At 45.3% G+C, this 18,517-nt stretch carries 14 protein-coding genes; 3 read left to right on the top strand and 11 right to left on the bottom strand.

Translation table 11 applies throughout. The features are described from left to right. Nucleotides 1-73: 73 nt before the first annotated feature. Nucleotides 74-736: a WG repeat-containing protein gene (locus tag RQM65_RS15340; RefSeq protein WP_314016296.1), complete on the bottom strand. Its 663-nt coding sequence runs from the start codon at nucleotides 734-736 to the stop codon at nucleotides 74-76. 338 nt (nucleotides 737-1,074) lie between these two features. On the opposite strand from RQM65_RS15340, the gene RQM65_RS15335 reads away from it, so the two are divergent. The 3 genes from RQM65_RS15335 (at nucleotide 1,075) to RQM65_RS15325 (ending at nucleotide 4,620) form a co-directional block, all read left to right on the top strand. After that, complete coding sequence (locus RQM65_RS15335) at nucleotides 1,075-1,278, top strand: hypothetical protein (protein ID WP_314016295.1); 204 nt, start codon at nucleotides 1,075-1,077, stop codon at nucleotides 1,276-1,278. Between the two features lie 489 nt (nucleotides 1,279-1,767). Beyond that, the gene (locus RQM65_RS15330) at nucleotides 1,768-3,096 is read left to right on the top strand and encodes a dicarboxylate/amino acid:cation symporter (RefSeq protein ID WP_314016294.1); all 1,329 of its coding nucleotides are present in this window, start codon (nucleotides 1,768-1,770) and stop codon (nucleotides 3,094-3,096) included. Nucleotides 3,097-3,375: 279 nt separating this feature from the next. Beyond that, on the top strand, nucleotides 3,376-4,620 hold the full coding sequence (locus RQM65_RS15325) for an MgtC/SapB family protein (RefSeq protein ID WP_314016293.1): 1,245 nt from the start codon (nucleotides 3,376-3,378) through the stop codon (nucleotides 4,618-4,620). 208 nt (nucleotides 4,621-4,828) lie between these two features. Here the strand turns inward: RQM65_RS15325 and RQM65_RS15320 are convergent, their stop codons facing one another. From RQM65_RS15320 to RQM65_RS15275, 10 genes are all read right to left on the bottom strand, one after another. Next, entirely contained in the window at nucleotides 4,829-5,968 is a 1,140-nt protein-coding gene (locus RQM65_RS15320) for an efflux RND transporter periplasmic adaptor subunit (protein WP_314016292.1), read from the bottom strand. An 11-nt stretch (nucleotides 5,969-5,979) separates the two neighbouring features. After that, nucleotides 5,980-10,338 carry a CusA/CzcA family heavy metal efflux RND transporter gene (locus tag RQM65_RS15315; protein ID WP_314016291.1) on the bottom strand — a complete coding sequence of 1,453 codons (4,359 nt, stop codon included), beginning with the start codon at nucleotides 10,336-10,338 and terminating at the stop codon, nucleotides 5,980-5,982. 91 nt (nucleotides 10,339-10,429) lie between these two features. Beyond that, nucleotides 10,430-10,801, bottom strand: a complete 372-nt coding sequence (locus RQM65_RS15310) for a hypothetical protein (protein ID WP_314016290.1) — start codon at nucleotides 10,799-10,801, stop codon at nucleotides 10,430-10,432. A gap of 231 nt (nucleotides 10,802-11,032) precedes the next feature. After that, a complete protein-coding gene (locus RQM65_RS15305; RefSeq protein ID WP_314016289.1) occupies nucleotides 11,033-13,237 on the bottom strand; it encodes a heavy metal translocating P-type ATPase in 2,205 nt (734 codons plus the stop codon). 45 nt (nucleotides 13,238-13,282) lie between these two features. Then, a complete protein-coding gene (locus tag RQM65_RS15300; protein WP_314016288.1) occupies nucleotides 13,283-14,182 on the bottom strand; it encodes a hypothetical protein in 900 nt (299 codons plus the stop codon). Next, on the bottom strand, nucleotides 14,179-14,631 hold the full coding sequence (locus RQM65_RS15295) for a DUF2141 domain-containing protein (protein WP_314016287.1): 453 nt from the start codon (nucleotides 14,629-14,631) through the stop codon (nucleotides 14,179-14,181). The genes RQM65_RS15300 and RQM65_RS15295 overlap by 4 nt, the downstream gene beginning before the upstream one ends. Continuing rightward, nucleotides 14,616-15,014: a hypothetical protein gene (locus tag RQM65_RS15290; RefSeq protein WP_314016286.1), complete on the bottom strand. Its 399-nt coding sequence runs from the start codon at nucleotides 15,012-15,014 to the stop codon at nucleotides 14,616-14,618. The genes RQM65_RS15295 and RQM65_RS15290 overlap by 16 nt, the downstream gene beginning before the upstream one ends. Then, entirely contained in the window at nucleotides 15,011-15,781 is a 771-nt protein-coding gene (locus RQM65_RS15285; protein WP_314016285.1) for an LOG family protein, read from the bottom strand. Before RQM65_RS15285 ends, RQM65_RS15290 begins: the two co-directional genes overlap by 4 nt. A gap of 281 nt (nucleotides 15,782-16,062) precedes the next feature. Further along, the gene (locus RQM65_RS15280; protein WP_314016284.1) at nucleotides 16,063-17,184 is read right to left on the bottom strand and encodes an ABC transporter permease; all 1,122 of its coding nucleotides are present in this window, start codon (nucleotides 17,182-17,184) and stop codon (nucleotides 16,063-16,065) included. Between the two features lie 153 nt (nucleotides 17,185-17,337). Continuing rightward, nucleotides 17,338-18,444 (bottom strand): ABC transporter permease, encoded by a 1,107-nt coding sequence (locus tag RQM65_RS15275; RefSeq protein WP_314016283.1) that lies wholly within the window; start codon nucleotides 18,442-18,444, stop codon nucleotides 17,338-17,340. Nucleotides 18,445-18,517 lie beyond the last annotated feature (73 nt).

The raw sequence follows: 18,517 nt of genomic DNA, 5'->3' as shown, positions 1-18,517 counted from the left end.
ATGGGCATCCATGGGGGCATGCTGATCTTCGTTATCATCCAAGTATTTATCGAGAAGTCTTCGATGCGCCTTTTTACTCGCCACCCGGTGTCATTTTTACAATTTTCCATTTATTATTATTGTCCTTGACCGTCAAAAGGTCTTCGGACAGCAACCTGGTTCTCAATTCCGGCAACTTAAACCGTCTTTTCGACATGATGATGCCCTGTCGTTGTTGAACTGGCCATATCATTTCGCCTTCCTTATTGAGCAATACCTCGGTAAAACCATAATCATAGATGTCAAGTTGAAACTCGTTTTTTCCCCTGTGGGTTTTATTTGCATAGATGCCGACCGCATGACCGGCTTCGAAAGGGCTAACGTTCACAAATTCGGGTTCAATGACCGTTTCGCCCTTCGTGTTTATAAACCCATAGAGCGGAATGTCTTCTTCCGTTCTCTTTGAAATGATGCTCATACCTCCTTTAAATTCGGGGTATCGGATGCCAGCAACCCCTTGCGCATTTGAAGCTTGGCGGTTCCATACCAAATCGCTCCTAAAATCGATGACCAAGTGGCCCTCTTTATCGATAAAGCCCCATTGCTCTCCCTTTCTGACGGCCGCCATACCTTCGCTAAAAGGGGCGACTTCGTCGAGTCCTCCGATAGTGGGCCTATTAATATCGGATACAGATTGTGAGATGCCATAAAAAGGCATTGACATCAGTACAGCAAATAGTAGTAGTAAACGTTTCATGATGTAGAATTTTAAGTGAATACTTCTTGATTGGAGCCTAAAGTAGCATATCGTAATAACAAATGAAATGACCTTGATCAGTTCCCCCCGCCATTTGTAAACGGCCGGTCAGGGGTTCGTTAATACCCGGAATTCACTGGTCTTTTGTGATGTTTTTTTTCGAATCTTTAGGGGGTTTTCCTACATTAAGCGAGCCATGTCGCCCAAAAATAACGGCACACGCGGAAAATGGACGGAAACCAGATTTTAAGCTTTCTACTAAATGGACCTAATGACGATGAAAACATCATCGGCTACACCTCTAAAGTCATAGAATAGATTCGAAGAGAGATCATACCATGGTGTCGGTACCAATAGATGAAATTACCTCACTGATCCGGTGGCACGGTGTGTTTGCGTACGGCCATTTCGAAGAATTCAAACAGACCGGTGCCAATCTTCAACTGCACAGATTCGCTATGGACGTTAAGGAGGTAATCGCCGAAACGATACTAGATAATCCCAATTTTGTGAGTGATTTCTCCAGCAAGTCAGCAGGTTAAGGCAGCATCGTCGATTGTACTAAAATATGGGGCATCATCGGGAAGCAGCGAGATAGTGGAATTGCTTCACTACCCGTTCGTCTCATGTCAAGCCCCGTGATAATACCCTGCGTAGGTCAGCCGACGGTAAACTCCAAATCCCAGATCAGGGGTATGAAGAACAATAAAGTTTGCGAAAATAGTTTACTGACCAAAGTCATTGTTTAAGTCCAGTGGGCTTAAGAACTTACGTCCCGGTAATTTTCAATCCAGGGACAATGAAGACAGGGATAAAACGTGTCGGAATTCATTGGTACACGTTCCGAATTCAAAAAACAGTTCAGTCTAGGGGAATTGCGGCGCTCCTTCATTTTTCCACCAAGGGCCAAGGTAAACAGGATTGACTTAATCGGACTACCGAATAGAAGACGTACTGAATAGTAGGTCTTGGCCTCCCGGAAAGCAAACCATTTTAAATGGGTGATCAATGCCCACCACTCCGATGCAATTATGTTAGAATCCAGACCTCTCAAGAACTTATCGGTTCATTTAGAAAGCCTAGTAAAAGGCCGCTTATGGCTCCAAGTTATCATTGGCCTAGTGGTCGGCGCGGTAATGGGTATTTTTCTCAACCCTTCGGCCGGACTGGTTTCGGAAGAATTTAGTTCATGGTTGGCCAATTGGCTCGATTTACCAGGTCAAATTTTTATGCGGCTTGTTCAAATGGTCATGATCCCCTTGATATTCGCATCGATTGTTTCAGGAATCGTCAGCAACACCTCTGATAACCTAAAGACATTCGGACTTCGACTGTTGCTCTACTTCGTTTTTACCACCACGATTGCCATAAGCATAGGCACAGTCATTACCCTTATCATGAGACCCGGTCGCTATGTGTACTCCCTCGGCGGTTTGCCCAACAGCGGAACAAACGAAACTATCCCGGTCGAACAGACCGATCTTTTTGAGAATGTTCCGATGGCTATTTCCAACCTTATTCCCGATAACCCTTTGGAATCTATTTTGATGGGGGAAATGTTGGGAGTTGTCATTTTTACTATAATTATTGGGGTCGCGATTACCCAGCTGCGTGATGAGACGGCCCGGCCCATAATCCGGTTTACCGAAGCCGTACAGAAAATCTGCATGATCGTGGTTTCATGGGCCATGATGCTCGTACCCTATGCCGTATTTGGCCTAATGGCTGCCTTGATATCGAGAATAGGGGTCGAGATATTCCTTGGTCTCGGATATTATATGCTAGTGGTCATTATTGGATTGATCATCTTGCTTACCTTCTATCTTATGCTGGTTCTCCTGTTCGCAAAAAAAAATCCCTTTACATTTTTACGGTCAATCAGGGAACCCCAGTTGTTGGCTTTTTCCACTGCGAGCTCCGCGGCCGTTATGCCGGTGTCCATGAAAACGGCAAATGAAGAGTTGAAAGTGTCTGCCAATATCAGCGATTTCGTCATTCCGATCGGAGCGACCATTAATATGGACGGAACCGCTCTATTTCAATGCGTAACAACCCTGTTCATGGCACAGGCCTATGGCATTGAACTCTCGCTTGTCAGCCTAGTTCTGATTACCGCCACTGTCGTCGCCGCTTCCATTGGCACGCCCGCCATTCCAGGAGGTGGAGTGATTATTCTCGCGTCGGTACTACAGAGTGCCGGAATCCCCGTCGATGGTCTAATTGTTATCATCGGGATAGACCGGATTCTGGGGATGTTCAGGACAGTTGTTAACGTAACGGGGGATCTAACGGCATGCTTGGTCTTTGATCGGTTCTATGGCACCGTTTCAAATCCTGAAATAGTCGCAATTAAAACCTAACTTTATGCTTCGTACGGCACTTGCGAAACTAAATGCGCTACGAAGAACGTCTAATCTACGATACTGGGTCCAGAGTTTCGGCTACAGTGCCCGTGGGCATACAGTCGCGGTAAGCAGTAAGCGAAAAACTGCCCGCTGCGACTGCCGACCGCTCGGACCAAATTTTTTTTTGGAAGCTCAGGTGGAATGTACTAAAGTGTATAGTTTGAACTGTTTTTGAGAGCAATAAACCGCTTTAAGTGTCAATTTGATATGCAATTCGACCAAAAATTAATTGACTTGATAGACTCCTATCTTTTGGGGGTACTCATAAGTATGGGTATTGGCTTGATCTTGGGCTTGGAAAGGGAGTACGACAAGCTTAAGGACGAAAAAGGTTTTGCGGGTATCCGCACCTTTCCCATAGTAACGATATTGGGGTATGTTCTCGGTACTATGTCCGATACGTTCACTCCGTGGTTCTTGATCGTTGGGCTGGGTTCGTTCATTCTATTTCTCGGGGTAGAACATGTAGTCAAGACCCGGATAGAGGTGCCCCTGGGAATCACTACGAACCTGGCTCTAATGACCACTTTTGTACTCGGCATCATGGTCTCGCAAGGTTGGTATCGCGACGCCGTAGCCACAGCTGTAATCGTGGTTACCCTACTTTCCCTGAAAACGACGTTCCGCTCGCTGATACAGAATATTACCTCCGTAGAGCTTTTCGCCTTTATCAAATTTGTAGTACTTGCCCTTTTGATCTTACCTTTTCTGCCCGATCAGGATTTTGGGCCCGATAATCTATTGAATCCCTACGAAATCGGTTTGATCGTAGTCGTGGTATCCTTTTTAAATTTTATAGGATACTTTTTGGTCAAGTTCGTGGGGTCGCGAAAGGGAATCTTACTCACCGCTATCCTTGGCGGGTTGATTTCAAGTACGGCCGTTACTTGGGACTACGCCGCGAAAAGTCGGGAAAAGCCAGAACTTTCCAGGGAATACAGTGCGGGAATAATAATTGCCTCCGCCATCATGTTTCCACGGCTTGCGCTGCTGGTGGCCATCTTCAACACCACGATCTTGACCTATTTGGCGGTTCCCATGACGCTGCTTGCCCTGATCTGCCTGATACCCGCCCTCCTGTTCATCAAAAGGGATTCGGGGAAGGCGGCTACAAAAATTGAAATGGGCAACCCGTTAAATATTTTGAACGCACTTACTTTTGCGGGCATTTACGTAGTGATTCTCTATGCCGTGCATTACGGCAACCTCTATTTCGGGGAAAAAGGACTCTATTATTCCGCGATGATCGCGGGGCTTGCAGACACAACGGCCATTACGATAAGTATGGCGAAATTTAGTCTGGAAAGCGCTAAACTTCAACTCGCCACTAATGTTATCGTTGCCGCCACTTTGAGCAATACCTTAGTGAAATTGGGGATTGCCTTCACCAAAGCCTCAAAGAACACGGGGAAGTTGGTCAGTTATGTGTTCGGGGGAGCGATAGTCGTCGGAACGCTTTATATTCTTATCGCTCGATGAATGTATATCTTGGGATGACCCTCCGTCTTTTTGACCCCCGTGATGCCCCGAACCGATTCAGCGATCCCTTTCGCCATTTCTGATCCCAACGGAATAAAGAACGCTATGGCTCGGCCTATATCGATTATCAACAAAATCTTCATCCTTATTTGAAAATTGCGTCGAAGATTATTCGCTGTCTAGGTACTGATACGTTTTAAAACCTATATCATTCCCCAAAAATATCGAATGCTCCCCTGACCAAGAATTGGTCCGATGCCCCAAATTCGTTTTCATTGTCGAGGGCCGTGAATCCTGCATGACTTTTTTTGACCTTTACCCCTACCGGTTTGAAATAATAATCGCCGTTCAGTTCTTCATCGAGCACCAACACGTAATCTTTATTGTCGGCACCAACAATGGATTCGCTCGGCAGGCCTCTCGCGGTTGTCGCAGCAGACACAATATTGGATTCCACGAACATTCCGGTCAAAAAGTTTTCTCCTTCTTCATCCTTTAAATGACCGTGTACTTTTATAGTGCGCCCCTCCCCGATCGAGGTGCCCACCAAATATACTTCGGCCTCGAACGTATCGGAAGAGGCTTCGGGAATCTTGAATGCGATATCCTGGCCTTTTTTGATTTTCATAATATCCTTTTCAAATACGGAAAGCTCTAAATGGATATGTTCGTTGTCGATAATTTCCAGAATAGGCGTAGCGGGTGCCACATAACTTCCCCTGCTCACGTTCACTTGGGTCACGCTTCCGGAAATAGGGGCATATAAGGTAGTCGTAGTGGTCACATTACCGGCTTCGACCTCGCCAGGGGAAATATTGACCAAGGTCAGTTGTTTGCGAAGCCCATCATGTTTGGCTCGGGCCATCTTGTAATCGCTCTCCGCCTTTAAATAGCTCTTCTGGGAGGTGATATTCTCATCGTACAGGGTTTTTTGGCGCCCGTATTCGGATTTAAGGTAATCCAACTGCCCGCTTACTTCCATATATTCCTGCTGCAGGGTCACGAATTCGGGATTTTCTATGCTGAGAAGTACCTGCCCTTTTTCGACCGCATCGCCGATAAGCAAGGGCAGGGTCTTTATATAACCGCCCATGGTGGCACTGACCACCGACCGGTTCTCCGGCGGCACGTCTATCATGCCGGTCGCTTTGACGATGAAAGGGAACTCTCTTTCCTCTAACGTGCCCAACACCATCCCGGTCTGGTCGAATTGGGCCTGGGTTACCTTAATACGGCCATCCGGTATCTTCTCGGACTGTGTTTCCGCGTTTTCCGTATTGCCGTTGCCACAACCTAGTACAGTTAGGAAGGCCATTAGAACGAACGTGCTATATCGTAAATGTTTCATTTGTTATTTTCTTAGAAGGTGATATAATTTATTTGGATGACCGTTTGGTTGTACAGGTTGAGATTATCTAAGTAATCCAAACGGATCTGATATGCATTTTCGAGACTTAGGATGTACTGATAAAAATCGATCTCGCCATTTTTAAAGCTTCCGTTCGCGGTCTTTAGGATTTCTTCGGATAGCTGGGTGCCCTCTTCTTCATAGTAGGCTACTGCCTCTTCATACTTTCTCAGCTCGTTACGGAGTTCCAACAGGCGCGCTTCCAATTGGATGGTATACGATCTGGATTCTTCCAGGGCCTTGTCGGATGCTATCTTCGATGCCTTGATGCGAGCCGCCCGTCCCCCAAAAAATAGGGGAATTTTCAGTCCCACTTGATAACCGTGCAGATTGTCGTCAAGGTCAGGATTGCTGCCCTGAAAGTAATTGAGCGAAATGTCAGGCAACAATTTATGCTGCTCAAGACCACGGGCGGCCTTGGCCAGGGAAATCCTGTCATCGTAGTAACGCAATTCCGGACTATTCGCTAGCTCAGCATTTTCCAAAGGAACTTTGAACACGGGCTCGACGGCGATTTCCATCGGCTCCTCGGCCTGGACCAGATTCAAGAGGCCGTTGAGGGCTATGGCCACATCCTTTTGCGCCTTTTCGGACTGGACGGAAATTTGGCGGCGTTTGGACTGTGCCGTGATTTTTTCCAGATACGTGGTGGCGCCTAGTTCGAACCTTCGTGCCGCCTGATCGGCAAAATCGGAATAAAGACTATCCAAACGGCTATAGATAGCTTCCTTTTCCCGTGCGTATTGCAATTCATAATACGCTGCGGTCACCTCGCGCACCAAGCTTTTTCTACGAATTTCGTAAAAGCTTTGGGCCAGGTCATAATTTTTCTTGTTGACCCGCTTTTCCGCAAAATAGACCGTAGGGAACCAAAAATCTTGTTGCACCCCGAACACGTCCAAAGGTTGGTTATTACTACCGAGGTTGCTCTGATCATATCCATAGTAGAATTCGGTCTTGTTTATGTCGAATGCGCTTCCTACGAGCGCATCGGTACGTTCCCTTTCGAATTCGACCGCCTTTAGTCCCGCGTTATTTTCCATAGCCAGGGGAACCAAATCCTGAAGCGTTTTCGGAGTTGACTGGGCGCTGACATTCATGATGGAAAAGCATAGAAGAATGGGAAGCCCCGTGGCCCTTTTCTTAAAGGTTGCCGGTTTCCATCCACCATTTTTAATTTTGTTGAAATAGGCATAGAGCACCGGAAGTACCACAAGTGTAAGAATGGTTGCCGTGAATAGCCCCCCGACCACCACCGTGGCAAGCGGGCGTTGCACTTCGGCCCCCGCACTTGTCGAGATAGCCATGGGCAGAAAGCCCATAGCTGCTGCCGATGCCGTCAACAATACGGCCCGCAGCCGGTCTTGGGTGCCTTGCTTTATGAGGGCTTCCATAGAATCGAATTTTTCTTTTTTGAGTTCCTTAAAATGTTCGATCAGTACAATACCGTTCAGTACGGCAATCCCGAAAAGGGCGATAAACCCGACCCCGGCCGAAATGGAAAACGGCATTCCCCTAATCCATAACAACAATATGCCGCCCACGGCCGAAAGGGGTATGGCGGAATAAATCAATAAGGCTTCCGTGACCGATTTAAATGCAAAGTACAAGAGAATAAAAATAAGGATGAGTGCAATGGGTACCGCCACCAATAACCTTGACCTTGCACTTTGTAGGTTCTCGAATTGTCCCCCATAGGTAATGGAATATCCGACAGGCAACTCGATATTTTCATCGATCAACTTTTGGACATCGTCCACAACGGATTGAAGGTCGCGGTCGCGAACATTGATACCTACCACAATCCTGCGCTTGGTATCGTCACGGGAAATTTTAGCGGCGCCTTTTTTATAGGTCACTTCGGCCAGCTCATTCAAGGGAATTTTTCCGCCCGTGGGCAAATCGACGTACAGGTTGCTAAGGTTATCTATGTCCTGACGGTTTGCCTTATCCAACCGCATGACCAGATCGAAACGTTTTTCCCCTTCAAAAACACTGCCCGCTGTTTTTCCTGCGAAACCCATGGAAACCAAATTGTTCACCTCTTGGATGTTTAGTCCGTATCTCGCGATTTTCGTGCGATCATAGGTCACGTTCATCTGTGGCAATCCTACCACCTTTTCCACAATGATGTCAGCTGCGCCATCGACATTTTCAATGAGCGATCTGATCTCGTTCCCCTTTTTGGAAAGCACCTCGAGGTCTTCCCCAAAAATCTTGATGGCAATATCGGCCCGTACCCCGGTAATCAGTTCGTTAAAACGCATCTCGATAGGCTGTGTAAATTCCACTTCCATATTCGGTATCACTGACAGGGCTTCCTTGAATTTATTGGCCAGTTCGTCTTTGCTTTCCGCCGAGACCCATTCTTTTTTGGGCTTAAGGGTGATGATTACATCACTCTCCTCCATTGACATAGGATCCGTTGGCACTTCCGCGGCCCCGATCCGGGTGACCACTTGATTGACTTCGGGGAAATTGTCGATCAATATCTTTTCGATCTGGGTAGTCGTTTCTATGGTTTTGCTCAGCGATGTCCCAGTTTTTAGAACCGGTTGTATTACGAAGTCCCCTTCGTCCAAAGTGGGCACAAATTCGCCGCCCATGACCGTAAAGAGATAAACGGAAATGCCCAAAAGCACGAAGGCAATTCCCAATACCACCCGCTTACTGCGTAACGCCCAATCGATAATGGGATCGTACCGGCTATGTAGCCAGCCCATCAAACGCACCGTAATATTCTTATCCGATGACTTTGTAGGTTTTAGGAACAATGCCGCCGCCACGGGCACATAGGTAAAGCACAAGATCATGGCCCCTATCAACGCAAAACTAAAGGTCAAAGCCATAGGTTTGAACATTTTCCCCTCCACCCCGCTCAGCGATAAAATGGGGATAAAAACGATAAGAATGATCAGCTGCCCGAAAATGGCCGAGTTCATCATTTTGGAGGCACCGGTAAACGTTATTTCATCTTTTAGCTTCTGTTTTTTCGTTCTCCCTTCATCGGAGGACAAGCGCGCCAAAGTAGCGATCTCGTCCTTTCTTTTTGTAATTTTGAAAGCAATAAACTCCACGATGATCACCGCCCCATCGATGATGATCCCGAAATCGATGGCCCCGAGGCTCATCAAATTCGCGTCCACACCAAATATGTACATCAACGAAAGTGCGAATAGTAGGCTTAAGGGAATTACTGATGCCACTACCAACCCTGACCGAAAATTCCCCAACAACAGAACCACTACAAAAATTACGATCAGGGAACCCAAAATAAGGTTCTCGGCAACCGTAAAGGTGGTTTTGGCAATGAGTTCGCTTCGGTCTAAAAAGGCATTGATATAAACCCCCTCGGGCAACGACTCCGATATAAAGGCCACACGCTCCTTAACCGCATCGATAACTTTTTTTGAGTTGGCATTCTTGAGCATCATGACCTGACCAAGGACTTTTTCACCCTCGCCATTGCCGGTAATGGCGCCAAAGCGCATGGCACTGCCGAAGCCCACTTCGGCGACGTCCTTCACATAGATGGGCACGTTATTTTTATTTTTGACAACGATATTTTCAATATCCTGCAAAGAGGTGACCAAGCCTTCGCCGCGTATAAAATAAGCTTGGTTTACCTTTTCGATATACCCCCCACCGCTTACACTATTGTTCATTTCAAGAGCGGTAAAAATTTCTTGGGCGGTGATGTCCATCGCGTTCAACTTTTCGGTATTGATCGCGACTTCGTACTGTTTTAGAAAACCGCCCCAGGTATTTACCTCTACTACCCCGGGAATGCCCGAAAGCTGTCGTTTTACGATCCAATCTTGAATCGTGCGCAGATCTTCGGCGGAATATTGGTCTTTGTATTCCGGTTCCACGTCGAGAATATATTGATAGATTTCGCCCAGGCCCGTTGAAATGGGCCCCATTTCGGGCGAACCGAAGCCGTCAGGGATTTTTTCGGAAGCCGATTTGATCTTCTCGGCAATGAGCTGGCGCGGCAGATAAGTACCCATATCCTCGTCGAAGACAATGGTCACGACGGACAGCCCGAATTTCGAGACGGAACGGATTTCCCTGACACCGGGCAGATTGGCCATTTCCAGCTCCACGGGATAGGTGATAAACTGCTCCATATCCTGCGTCGATAGGTTGCGCGACGTAGTGATGACCTGCACTTGGTTATTGGTCACGTCGGGAACCGCACCTATTGGAATCTGGGAAAGCGAATACAGTCCGAATCCAACAATAAAGGCGGTAAAAAGAAGAACAATAAGCTTGTTCTTAATACTGAAATCGATAATACGTGATAGCATAATTCATTGTTAATATGGATTACTGAATACATCAAAATCCATTGGATTTTGACCTTATTAACATGCGGATCTCACCTATATGGGAGACGAATTATGCGGATCGAGGAGGTTGAAACCGTCCTATTGCGTGAAGTGAAGAGATAAGGGCGGGATAGTAAAAATTGGTCTCACCATCGAGGTTTGGAAACGAGGTTAAAGACACTACGTACTTATCGGACACAATGGCCACCGTTGAAGAACAACTACAATGGTTTTGAAAAGGCAATTTTTCATGGTCCTTTTTCTCTTCCTGATGGTCTTTATTATGCTGTTCCTTTAGTTCGCCGTAGTGCTTTGAGATAAATACGAAGATATTGTCCCCATATTCCTCAGCGTGGAATTCGGCATGTTCCAAAAGCTCGTCGAATTGCACAATGTCCTCCATGGCAATATCAAAGCTTTGGATCAGAATCAAGCCTGACATACATATGGAAAATAGCTTGGCCATCATAGTTTCAAAGATAGAAAATCATGTCGTACGTCAAAGCGATATGGATTATAGCACTACAGATTTTAATAAAACATTAAGCTTACTGATTTAGTGCCAAAACTAAGCCCTTCGGTAGTGAATAAACATGATTATAATCAGTTGTATGGATATAATTTTGTTAAATTTTCTTGTTTCGCTAAGGTCCAGCGTTTTCAAAAGCTTTTTTTACAATTCATATCTTAGAAGCCGCAAAGCGTTCATCACGACTATCAGCGTAGAACCTTCATGACCCACCACGGCAGGCCCGATTGCTATTGTTCCCATAATCGTCAAGGGAACTAAAAGGGCTACCATGCCTAAGCTAATAACCAGGTTTTGTTTTATAATTTGTTTCGCTTTTCTGCTCAGACCGATAGCGAATGGGAGGTTATCCAATTTATCGGCCATCAATGCAATATCCGCTGTTTCCAAGGCAACGTCCGAACCTGCCGCGCCCATTGCGATACCGACGGTACTTTTTGCCATAGCCGGGGCATCGTTTACGCCATCACCCACCATTGCTACACTTCCCTCTTGTTGTTTTAACTGTTCTATGGCATTCACTTTATCCTCAGGGAGCAAACTGCCCATGGGGTCGGTAATTCCTATATCTTTCGCGATTGCATCCGCTACCTTCTGATTATCCCCCGTGAGCATAACCATCCGTTTTAAACCCATTTTTTTCAAAGTGGCAAGGGTAGCAACAACTTCAGGTCGGGCAATGTCCATTACGGAAATAATGCCCATGTATTCCTCATCTTGATGAACGATCATGGCGGTATGTCCTCCTGTTTCCAGTTCCGCCATCTTTAGATCAATTTCCTGTGGAACTTTTTTCCCCGTCAATTCTTCAAAAAGCCTTCGATTGCCGATATGGATCAAGCTGCCTTCCCAATTGGCTTGAATGCCCCTTGCCGTTAATGCTTTCAAGTTTTGAGCCTCCGGAATATCGATACCCCCCAATTCCTGCTGCCCCGCCTCAACGATAGCAGCTGCCAAAGGATGGTCACTCAATGCTTCCACTGCTACAGCTATTTTTAATAGATGCGCTTTGGTAATCGCTCCAAATGGAATAGCGTGGGTCAGGGTCGGTCTGCCTTCGGTGAGCGTCCCGGTTTTGTCAAAGGCAATGGCGCCTATTCCTCCTAAATCTTCAAGTGGACGGCCCCCTTTGATCAAAACGCCTTGGCGCGCAGACCTTGCTATTCCTGCCAATACGGCACTTGGTGTGGAAATGGCCAAGGCGCAAGGCGATGCTGCAATCAGCACGGACATTGCCCGGTAAAAACTCTGTTCAAAGGTCTCGTTAATAACTAGGAATGCTAACATGAGCAACATCACTGTGACCAATACGGAAGGAACATAATATTTTTCAAACCTATCGGTAAGATGCTGCGTCGGCGATTTCTGGGTTTCGGCTTCCTTGACCAAGGTGATCAATCGAGAAAGTGTACTGTCTTTAGCCCGCTTCAATACTTTAATTTCCAGTACGCCGCTACCATTCATGGTACCCGCAAATACACGATGTTCCGAAAGGAGCTTTTTAACCTCGTTTTGGCTTTGCCAGTTGGTACTGGGGCGTTTATCTACCGGTACACTCTCGCCGGTGATAGCCGCTTGGTTGACCGGGCTCGTTCCATTCGTAACCACGCCGTCGGCAGCAATTTTGGTATTGGGTTTTACCACGATAATATCTCCTAATTCGAGCTGTTCAATATGTACTTGGGTCAATTCGCCATTGCGTTTGACCAACGCCACGGGAGGAGCCAGATCGGAAAGGGCCGAAATGGATTTTCTCGCCCTTCTCATGGCGTAATGTTCTAGGGCATGCCCCAGACTGAACAAGAACAGCAGCAAAGCGCTTTCTCCCCATTTTCCCAGAACCGCTGCGCCTATGGCTGCAAACAACATGAGGAAATCTATTTCAAACTTTCCCCGGAGTAAATCCTGGCCCGCGGTGATGAAAGTGAAGACCCCTCCAAAAGCCGCCCCAATAATGAAAAGCGTAGTAGCTATGCTTTCATCGATGCTAGAAAAAAAGGAAAGAACGAAACCCGTAACCCAACAAACACCACTGAATACGGCAAAATAAAGCTCCGTGTTTTCTCCTAAAACTCGGAGACCGGAATGGGTATTATGGCTATCTTCTTTTTTGTCTACATGATCATTATAATTTTCTACATTGACGATGTTCAGCCCTAATTTTTCGATCGATTCAATAATACTAGATTGATTCGTTTGATCGGCATCCCATTTCATTACTATTACTCCTGAAGTAGAAACAGAAACATCGCTAACCCCTTTTTTACGCTCTAAAATCCGCTCCATTCTCCGCGCTTTCCGAGTGTGCTGAATTTTTTCTATTTCGATTTGAAGTTTATTCGTGTTCATTTATTGGTGCTTTTAAAGCTATAAAGTTAAAGTTTCGGCGATTATTCAAAACCTCAATAATTCTGTCATAATACCAAACCGGATAACATCCAACCGACGGTCGAAATAAATGTTATAATCATCTACCCCATGATAAAACTGTACAAAGAACCCAATGTCCTCCAAAAATTTAGGATGGTAGTAGAACGTCAGCCCGATGTTGAACCTCTTAATATTAAAAGTGTCCCAATCATTGATGTTATCGATCAGCCATGTGGTTTCGGCCTTTAGCGAGAAATCGGCCTTTACCGATCCGCGATGCCCCATTTTCACGGGGAGTTTGTAGGCGAAAAAAGCATTATGCCAACGAAAGCCACTGTATTTTCCATGCAGTTCCCCTAACATCCAACTTCGCGGATGCACTTCGAAAGAACTCTTGAAGAATTTTGTAGCGTTCAGCGTTTTACTGAACGATGTTTTAATAACCCCCAGTTCAAAAAAATTGGTGGCAAAGTTTCCGTTCTGTACGTTGATGTTACCGTCGGACCCGTAAAAATCGCCATCCTGCCCGTTGGAATGGTGGGCAAATTTCCCGAACAACGTATAATGGTCCGTAGGATTTTTTTCTCCTGTTAAATAGTAAAAGGTTACTTGTGGAATATAGCTGGGCGTTTTTACGGGATACGAATCTTCATTGTACATTCTAATCTTAATCTGCGCAGTGAGCACTGCCATCAAATTCGATTCCTTGCGCTCACGGATGATAAAGCTAGGGTTAACGTTGGCCTCGAACATCAGGGGCTCGATATTGCCGATATCAGTGGGGAAGGTAATGTAGCTGTCGCTCTGGTTGACCTGGGCAATCTTTGCAAGATCAATGTCGGGCAAACTATCGTTCGGTTGTTGTGCGTGGGCGATTTGCAGTAAAAAAAGGATCAATATCGATATGCGGCCATACCTTTTCATTTGTAAATTATTTTTACGGACACCGTGACATCGGAGTCCAGCTCAAAACTCGCCTTGGGAAATTTGGGACGGTTGGACAATCCGATGGAACTATAGTTCGAAAAGCCGATGCCTTCTATCGGTAGAATAAAGCCTTTGTCTATTTTGCCATTTTCGTTTTCATCGTGCAAGACGTTTATGGCGTACCTACCTTTGGGCAGGTCGTTGAAAGTTATGGTCGATGCGCCGTTGCTTATTTCACCCTTTTTCATTTTATAATAGGCCTTAAATTTTTCATCGGGAATGGTACCGTCCTTATTATATAGGGCAAACTGCACTACCCCATCGGAATTGCGCAGTTCTTTTACAATGACGGTCAGGGTATAGCTTTCATTTTGATTGAAACCTTTAAAAGAGATCAAGGCAAATACTGCGATCAAAACCGTTATTTTTCCTATCGATTTTTCCATTGTACAGTTATTAAATAAGCCAAAAAAGTAAAAACAAGTGTCAAGCCGGTTCTAAAGACCAACGCCACGATAGTTTTGGTTTCGTACGGTGCGCCAATCTCTATATGTACGTATAGGCCAACCAGTGCCCCGATCAGAATGAAAACGGAGATCAATAAAGGCCAAAACGTCCATTTTTTTTGTTTTAGCAACCCGAAGGCACCGATAAGATAAAGTCCGCCGCTTATGAAATTGGCCCAGACGACCAAAGGCACATAATTGCCTTCCCTTGCCCGTATGCCGAACCAATCAAAGAGCACCGAACTGCTCAAAAACAAGGTTAATAAGGCAAAAGCTGTTAAAATAAATAAGGTGACGTATCTCAATATGCTGTTCTTTTTCATCGTGTTCGATTTATAACGGTTGATATTTTACTGCTTTCCCCGAACCACCATTTTGGTTTTTGTGGTTTTGGTTTAAGTTTAAATTTTTCGATGGCGTGGGTCCTGATATGTTCCGACATTTCTTCCACCGAATCTGTAACGAAAATCAATTCCATGTCTTCGGGACTTATACTTTCTTTTTCTGCCATGATCTGGATGTGCTGACAGAGTTCCTTGTGGTATTCCGAACCGAAAATCACCACCGGAAAATCTTGGATCATCTTGGTCTGGATCAGCGTTATCGATTCAAAAAGTTCATCCAACGTACCCATTCCTCCGGGCATGACCACAAAGGCATACGAATATTTCATCAATAGAAACTTTCGCACAAAAAAATAGCGGATGTCAATCCACTTGTGTAAGTATGGATTCGGTTTTTGTTCAAAGGGGAGGATAATATTACAGCCCACCGAATACCCTCCTGCCTCGTAGGCCCCTTTATTGGCGGCCTCCATAATACCCGGACCACCGCCGGTCATTACGGTAAACCCCAAATTTGCCAAAGCCGCGCCCACCGCCTCGGCCTGAACGTAATACGGATTGCCCTCATCAAACCGCGCCGATCCGAACACGGTTACGCAGGGACCGATAAAGTGCATTTTCCGAAAAGCTTTTACAAAACTGAACTGTACCCTGAAGGAAAAGAACAGTTCCTTAAATCTGGACAGCGGCCCACGAAGAAATATGGATTCCTCGGTCCGTAAGCGATTTTTAGTATTATTTGTCATACGTTTAAATGTTTTTAATTATCTAGAAATAAGCTAATTAAAAAATTGAGAACGCATGTAACCGCTACGCTCTCGCATTAAAAATTTTAAACATCGCCTTTTGCGAAGTAATTTTTAAAATTTGTTCATGCTCGTTTCATGTTATAATTTAAAATCAAATGTCAGGCTCAAGCTCAAAACGCCCGGTGCTAAAATCCATTCGCCAAAAAAGAGGTCGAGAGGATTACTTTAGTGTTCTTTTCATTTTGACCTTGGTATCGTACCATATCTTGACTCTTCTATCAACTTGCCTTTTTATAGCTCCATACTGCCAAACCGTTCATAATCAAGGCATATAGTAGGGTTTTTAATAGTTGCGGAAGGATATCCACAAGGCCCGAACCTTTGAGCATCACCATGCGCATTACTTCCACAAAATATTTTATGGGATTGAATTCGGTCAATAGCTGTGCCCATTTCGGCATGCTTTCGATAGGGGTGAACAGACCGCTCATCAAAATGAAGATTACCACGAAAAACCAGGCGATGAACATGGCCTGTTGCTGGGTATCGGTAAAGTTTGAAATAAAAAGGCCCATCCCCAAAATGACCAGTATATAGATGGAGGTATAGAAATAAAGAAGCGTCAAACTTCCGATCATCGGGGTATTGAAAATCAGTTTTGCCAAGATCAGCCCTATGGTCAACAGGCCCATTCCAATCACCCAAAAAGGAAAAAGCTTCCCTATGATAAAATGGTTCTTCCTAATCGGGGTAACATTGATCTGTTCCAAAGTACCGATTTCCTTTTCCCGTACGATGTTCATTCCCGACAGGAACAAGGTGATCATGGTCACGAGAAGTACCAAAATGCCGGGCACCATAAATGTTTTATAGTTCAAGGTCTCGTTGTACCAAAACAATGGGATGCCCTCTATGACGACGGGCCGGGAAACGGCGTCCGAAGGTCGGCGGAGATCGGACATGATATTGGTATTGAAACTGTTAACTATCTGATTGACGTACACATTTTGCACCCCCGCCGCCGCCCCGTCTATGGCATCTATGGTAACGCCTAGATGGTTGCGTCCGTCCTTTTGCAGATCTCTTTCAAAGTGACGGGGAATTTCAAGGATAATATCAACATCACCTTTTAATAGGGCCGAACTCCCGTTACTGGCATTCGGAAACGCATACAATACGTTAAAATAGGTCGAAGCCTCGAATTTGTCGATCAACCCCCGCGAAGTCGAGGATCGGTCGTAATCTACATATCCAAAGGCAATGTTCTTGATTTCATAGGTGGCGGCGTTGGAAAGCACCACCAATTGCAATAAGGGCAGCACAAAAATGATGGGAAGCATTCCCTTATTTCTAAAGATCTGCTTAAATTCCTTTTGAACGATGTAGCGTATCGTGTTCATTTTTCTTCAGTAAGTTCCACTTCACATAAAAGGCGAAGCGTTTTGGCCGCTCAGTTTCCTGTTTTCAACTTCACGCCGCGTATTTCACATCTCCTACTCCGCATTGTGCATTTCGTATTTCACATTTCGTATTTTGCACTTCTTACTTCTTACCTATTCCAATCTAATCTTATATTTCTTGACGCTCAGTCCGATCAAAAAGAGTGTCATACCCACCAAAACAAGAGTTTCCTTCCATAAAAAGGCTAATCCGACCCCTTTGAGCATAATGCCCTTTACTATAATGATGAACCATTTAGCGGGTACAATGTGGCTGATAAGCTGAAGCGGCCACGGCATGCTCGAAATAGGGAATATGAATCCCGACAACAGGATTACCGGCAGCATCAGGCCCATTAGGGATATCATCATGGCAGTCTGTTGGGTAGCGGCGATGGTGGAAATCAAAATACCAAGTGCCAAGGAGACTATAATGAACAAAACGGTTTCAAGTCCCAATAAGATCAAACTGCCGGTGACCGGGACATGGAATACAAAAATGCTTAGCAAGACAATGACAACCGCGTTGATAATGGACAGGAAAATATAGGGGAACACCTTTCCCAAAATCACCTGAAAGGGCTTTAAAGGCGATACCAATAAAATTTCCATGGTGCCCTGTTCTTTTTCCCTGGTGATGGAAATCGAGGTCATCATCGCCGAAACCAACATCAAAATGACCGTCATCACCCCCGGCACGAACATATAGACGCTTTTTAGTTCGGGATTATATATCATTCTGGATTCCGGAACGATCTGGTATTTAATATCGATAGCCCTGTTCTGTTCTTGCTGATAATTCTGTACTATGGAACTGATGTAATTGCTTATCGTATTGGCCATATTGGGATCGGTCGCATCGGTGACGATCTGTATCTTTGCCCTGTGTTCGGCAATCAGCTTTTTGCTGAAATCTTTTTCAAAATAAAGGACCGCCTTGACCCTTCCCTTTTCAAAGACAGGCGCTATTTCCGTTCCATTTTCTAGCACCTGAAGTATACTGAAGTATTTTGATGCCGAAATCTTGTTGATGATCTCTTGGGTGGTAACGTCTTTGGATCGGTCCAAAATGGCAATATCCACGTTGTTGATCTCATTGGTAATGGCGAAGCCGAAGAGCATAATTTGGGCAATAGGCATCCCAAAGAGAATAAACAACGAGCGTTTATCCCTAAATATGTGGTAAAACTCCTTTTGCACAAATCCTATGAATCGTTTCATTTCTTTTTTTGGAACAGATTTTTTAGTTGCTTAGTCATTGCGTTACTGATTCCGCCATGCATTTGTTACTTCT

This window comes from Pricia mediterranea (genome assembly GCF_032248455.1).
Taxonomy (GTDB): Bacteria; Bacteroidota; Bacteroidia; order Flavobacteriales; family Flavobacteriaceae; genus Pricia; species Pricia mediterranea.
Note: the sequence above shows the minus strand (reverse complement) of the source record. Positions and strands in the feature narration are given on the sequence as shown.